The 5,331-nt window shown below is 60.1% G+C and carries 2 protein-coding genes and 1 pseudogene; 1 reads left to right on the top strand and 2 read right to left on the bottom strand.

Features of this window, described 5'->3' with window-relative positions:
- Positions 1 to 304: 304 nt before the first annotated feature.
- Together ACESNG_RS18495 and ACESNG_RS18490 are read right to left on the bottom strand one after the other, a co-directional pair.
- Positions 305 to 1,588 carry an FkbM family methyltransferase gene (locus tag ACESNG_RS18495; RefSeq protein ID WP_373070262.1) on the bottom strand — a complete coding sequence of 428 codons (1,284 nt, stop codon included), beginning with the start codon at positions 1,586 to 1,588 and terminating at the stop codon, positions 305 to 307.
- Positions 1,581 to 3,923: a glycosyltransferase gene (locus ACESNG_RS18490; protein ID WP_373070260.1), complete on the bottom strand. Its 2,343-nt coding sequence runs from the start codon at positions 3,921 to 3,923 to the stop codon at positions 1,581 to 1,583. The genes ACESNG_RS18495 and ACESNG_RS18490 overlap by 8 nt, the downstream gene beginning before the upstream one ends.
- A gap of 557 nt (positions 3,924 to 4,480) precedes the next feature.
- Between ACESNG_RS18490 and ACESNG_RS18485 the strand changes: the two are divergent.
- A pseudogene (locus ACESNG_RS18485) lies at positions 4,481 to 5,331 on the top strand (hypothetical protein); the annotation flags it as partial.

Raw genomic sequence — 5,331 nt, 5'->3', positions numbered from 1 at the left:
GGAGCCGACTATCAGTGCCGGGCGGGACTGCACGCGCCCGAGTTCGCACACTTGTCATTGCGACCGTCGCTCCGGTTGCGTGCCTGTACACACTCTCGAGCACGTTCAGCCCGTTCCTCTATTTCCAGTTCTGATCACGACACCGGAGCGGACCGTTGCGACGCCGCCCGCGAGTTCTACAGCGCTAACGCCGCGCATACGTCACGCAGCGACTCGCTTGTCTGGTTCTTCGGCGGCCGGCGAGTCGCCACTGACTCACAATCAACGTCCAGGGTTCTCAGCCCTACCCTCACCCACTCACCGACTACGTGGATTCGGACGTTATTCCGGTTGGTTCCTGAGCAGCGAGCACCGTCTCGAGAGACCGCGCGTAACCCTCGGCCTCAGACCGCTGGTAGTCCATGGCTGCGGCAAACGCCATCGCCGCTTCAAGCGCCCGCTCCTTGTCAACGAGCTGATAGGACACCCAGTGGTCGAACACGTTCGCCGGCAAACTGAGAAGTTCCGCGATTTCAGTCAAGTCCTCGCGCACGTAGAACCGGTTCAATCCGTCGAAGAGCACCAGACGGTAGCCAGAATTAAGTACGAGCGGTTCCCAGTCCTGCGACGCATCAGCACTCGAGTTTGGCTGCGTTGCCTCGATAACCAATACCCATGGTTGATGCTTGGGTAGGTCGGCCCCGACCAGTACGTCTGTCTCCATCCCCTCGACGTCGATCTTGACCACATGAACATCACCCGGCGCATATTGCGCAAAGACCGAGGACAGAGTGACCATCGCGACTTCGAACGGCACGAAGTCTTCTCCGTCACGTGAGTACTTCTCAACGAGGTTCACGTCGGAGGTAGTTGCGCCTCTATTCTCCAGCGGTGCTTCGTACAGGGTCAGCGAACCCTTTTCTGCGCCGATCGCGAGCTGGAGCGTTTCGTCGTCGGGCCGGTCGATACCGTACATCTCGACCTCGCGTGACATGGGTTCGATGTTGACTCCGCGCCAACCCCGGAGGTACAGCGCGTACGTGACGTTCTCCATAATCGGGTGGCCTGCGCCCACATCGACGAACGTGCCGTGAGCTACAAGGTTTGTCATCCTGGCGAGAACGACATCCTCCTGGTTTTGTGCGTACGACACAACCTCATAGGACGAGGCTCCGGCGAGCGCCGGTGCCGGTCGGACCCCTGGTAATTCAGCACGGGCAAGACGCCGGTCGAATCGTTCCAGAAGCGCACTTAACGATCCCTGCTGACTAGCAATCTCGACAATTGCGTCTGTGAACGCTCGTCGGATCGCTTCGAGTTCGGCGTCGCGTTGGTGATTTCTGAGCTCGGTCTGACCCGATAATGCTCCTAGCTGATCCTGCAGGGCATCAAGGCGTGCACCAAGCGATTCCACACCTAGGTCAGCAATTGCCTCGCGAGCCTCGTGCCGGGCGTCTGCGTCGTGCCGGGCGTCTGCCTCGCGTGCCTCGTGTCGAATGTCCTCGAGCGCTGGCCAAAGCCTTGATTCGGCCTCCGCGACAGCATTCCCCGCTCGAAGCTCGATCGGTCTCCCCATTCGATTGATCATTCGCCGGGCGAGGCTAGGCATGCTGTGATCTCCATATTGTTTCGAGGCGAGCACGCATTCGGGCTCCGGTCGCTGCCGGCGAGAACCGCACAGCAAGATCGGCCTTGGCTGCTGCGCCGAGCGCTGCGGCGTGCTCAGGGTTGTTCACGATGCGGCGCATTGCCGAGGCAGCAGCGGTGGTCGAGGGTTCTGCCCACTTCGCCGCCGGCGGATAAGGAGCTGCGTTTGGCCCAATCTCGACTGCGCGCCAAGGCACCAGTAGAGCGGTATCTGATGTCATGAAATCCATGTTGCCCGAGTAGGCGGTAGCTATGACGGGCTTGCCCAAGCACATCGCCTCAGACATCGTGAGTCCAAGACCCTCTGCACGATGCAGCGAAACGTAGCAATCGATCACGCTCATCAGCGAGCCAGTCTCGATCGAATCGAAATACGCGTCGACCAGGAAGATGTCTGGCCGATCACGCGCCACCCAGCGGAGATGTTCAAGGTCACGAAGCCGGTCGGCACCATTGATCGACTTGATCAGCAGCTGCGGACCCTCGTCTGGTTGGAATGCGGCCTTGAAGGCGTCAATTACAGCAAAAGGATTCTTACGCTCGATGACACTGAGAAAGTCGAAGGAAAACATGAATGTGAATCGCTCATCCAGGCCGAAGTCTGCTTTCTTCGCATCGTTGCGAACCGTTGGCGCGACGAGCGGCAGCGGCATGTGGACAATGGGCAGAGTGACCGGCGCAAACCGCCCGATTGCAGATTCGATGTGTTTCGTCGGCGCCCACACCTCGTCTACCAGTCCGTATGCGTCGTGATAAGTGACGGGGAAGTCCTCGACTTCCCAGAACCATTGTCCAATCACGTGGCGACCCTCGAAGAATGCATCGCCGAAGTCGTGTCGCACATCGGCGCATTGGTCCGCGTTGACTGCCAAGAGCACCGTCGCATGTTCGGCGATGCCTAGAGATCGGAAGGGATGATTCTGACGACTGGTGGTGCGCCGACACGTAATCGTCGAGACCGTGACATCAGCTTCAGTTAGTGCGGAACCAGCCAGCCGACCTGCCTCGCCGACCCCGAGCTCAGCATTCAGATACCCGACAAGGTCGACGCCCGAAGGAGCGCGGCCCCGATCCTCCGCCCCTACTGCCTCGGGAGTTGGCCGGTAGCCAAGAAGGCTGATTTCCGGACATTCTCCGACACCACTTCTTGCCACCCATTCGTCGAACCGTTTGTTTCGTCCCCTCTCGACCTCCGGAAACGCTTTTCGAATGTCGCCGCGCTCGTCGAAGATAGCCGAAAGATACCGAGGGATCCTTCGTGGTTGGTCCGGTCGTAGCTCCATCAGCCAGTCACGGAACTCGCAGACTTCTGCGGGCACGAACGGCGACGGCGGACGGGGGCCCTCGCCTCGATCGTAGAGCAGAAGTTCGTCACGAAACATCTGCCGAACAGGTGGCGATAGCGAATATCCGGGGAAAGCCTCCGACCATCCGTACGAAGTCGCCTCCCCCGCAGGCGTCGACGTACGCACGTCCTCAGCGTAATCCTGGCAGAGTCGCATCAACTCCGGACGGGCACTCATCAACGTGCGCGGGCTGGCGTGGTACTTGGTCAACCAGTACGGGAAATCAGGATCGAATCCAGAGAAGTGAAAGAAACGGAGTGGCTCGTCGCCGACGAACAAGGTGTTTCCTTCGCAATGAAGTGAACGCTGGTCCAGATTCCAATACGCGACGTTGTACGCCGGGCTGGGCTCGATATGCGGCGAAAAGATTGGTACGGCGAGGTCGATCCATCGTTGATCAGTGAACAATTGATTCTGCGGATCGATCAGGGCATCGCGCCGTAGCCGCGCCGCCCACCAATCAAGGAAGGGTATCGCAGAAGGGGTCACCCCGATGTATCCAAGATTGTAGACGCCAGCCTGCATGATTTCGCGTTCCGTCGGCCCACTGCCGTCGCGCCGAATAGGTTCTAGGCAATGCGGCGTAAGGGACCAACCGGCAGATCGCGTGGCCTCGATCAGCGGGTCGAGGGGAGCGTAAACCCTGATGTCGGGGTCGAGGTAGAGCACACACGAGGCCTCACGAACGAGATGTCGAAGCGCGAATGGCTTCACTGCTGTGGCGAATTCAGTCACGCCATACGAGGTCGCCATGTACTCAAAACCCTCGGCACCGAAGTCAATATCCGTGATCGGAAGGACCTCGAAACACTCGCCATCGATAGAGCGCGCCTCGAGCGGTCGGTCGACGATGACGACGACGAAACGACCATTCGGATGGTGGTCGAGAAAGCTCCGGGCGACTACTCGCGCCAACGGGAGATAGTTGTGCGCCACGATCGTGCAGGCCACGAGACCTTCATCTGGTTGTGCATGCACGAACTCTCCATCCTGGTGCTGAACACAACCCGACCCCATCGGTCCCGAGCATATCCAGGACCTGCTGAGTTCAACGGGATACGAGTCCCAAAGCGACAGGCCGACAGGCCGGCAGGCCGGCAGGCATGGCCGCCTACCCGTGAGCGGGGTCCAACCGCTCCCCGCCTCGCCCCACTACGATCTGACACAAAGAAAGCACCAACAAACCTGCTCTCGGCGGGCTCGTCAATTTTGATCACTGCCCTCTTGTAGCCATTCATCTAGGCTCACCGGCAATGTCAGCCCCGCCCGACACGTCCGGTCACAGCTACGAGTCGCCAGCCGAGCAGGCAGTGCTGACACGGGAGGTCGTCGTAAAACCAACCCGGCTACGCCAGCGCCTCTGGTCGCCTGGGACCGATACGCGATGGGCAATCGCCGTGTTCTTCCTCGTGTTGGGCGTCTATCTATTGACGATGGGCGGCCACACGTACTCTGTCGACGGGGAGACGTATTACGCTGGGACCCGGGCCCTACTCAACGGTACGACGGTGATCACGCCCACTGCTGATATTGATGCTGTCGTCATCCTCGTAGAGCACAAGAACGGTGGGCTCACTACCGCCGCACCTGTTGGCGCTCTGGTGTTGTTCGCCCCTTTCTACGTCGTCGGTCGAGTGCTCTCCCTGCCGTTCTCAGGCACCGCTCAGGAGGAGCTGCTGCGTCTCCTATTCTTCAGCGCGAACAGCGTGTTTACAGCCCTCACTGCAGCACTGCTCGTGCCACTCTGCCGCCGACTCGGGGCTCGAGTGGCGATGAGCGTGCTGCTTGCGTTCATCTTCGCCTTGGGCACCTGGGCGTGGGCGCACGCGAAGACTGACTTCACGGAGCCTGGTACCGCAATGATGCTGACAACGACGATGCTTGCCGCGGTCCGCTGGTGGCGGCGGCCTTCGCTGAGCGCCGCAGCGCTGGTCGGTTTCCTCATCGGTTGTGCCGCCCTTACCCGGTCAAGTGTCCTCCTCTTCATCCCGATCTTTCTGCTGGCTGGCCTCGCAGCACGACCCATGACTTCGTTGCCGGTGCGCACAAAGGAATTCCTAGCGTTTTGCGCTGGCGGCTTGTTGCCTGGGATCGCGTTTGTTCTTAACGCCTATCTTCGCTTCGGCAGCCCTCTCGACAACGGCTATCCGCCGTTGAACTACGCCACACCCTTCTACGAAGGCGTATTTGGTCAATTCCTCAGCCCGGGCAAAGGCATTTTCTGGTACGCCCCGATCACGATCGTCGCACTTTTCGCCGTTCGCCAGGCCTATCTCGCCCAAAGGCGGTACATGCTCACCCTCGGGCTCCTTCTTGCGGTGCATCTGGCGGTGTACGGGCGCTTCGAAATCTGGTCGGG

The organism is Gemmatimonas sp., assembly GCF_041689975.1.
Lineage (GTDB): Bacteria > Gemmatimonadota > Gemmatimonadetes > Gemmatimonadales > Gemmatimonadaceae > Gemmatimonas.
This window is presented reverse-complemented; position numbering and strand designations above follow the sequence as displayed.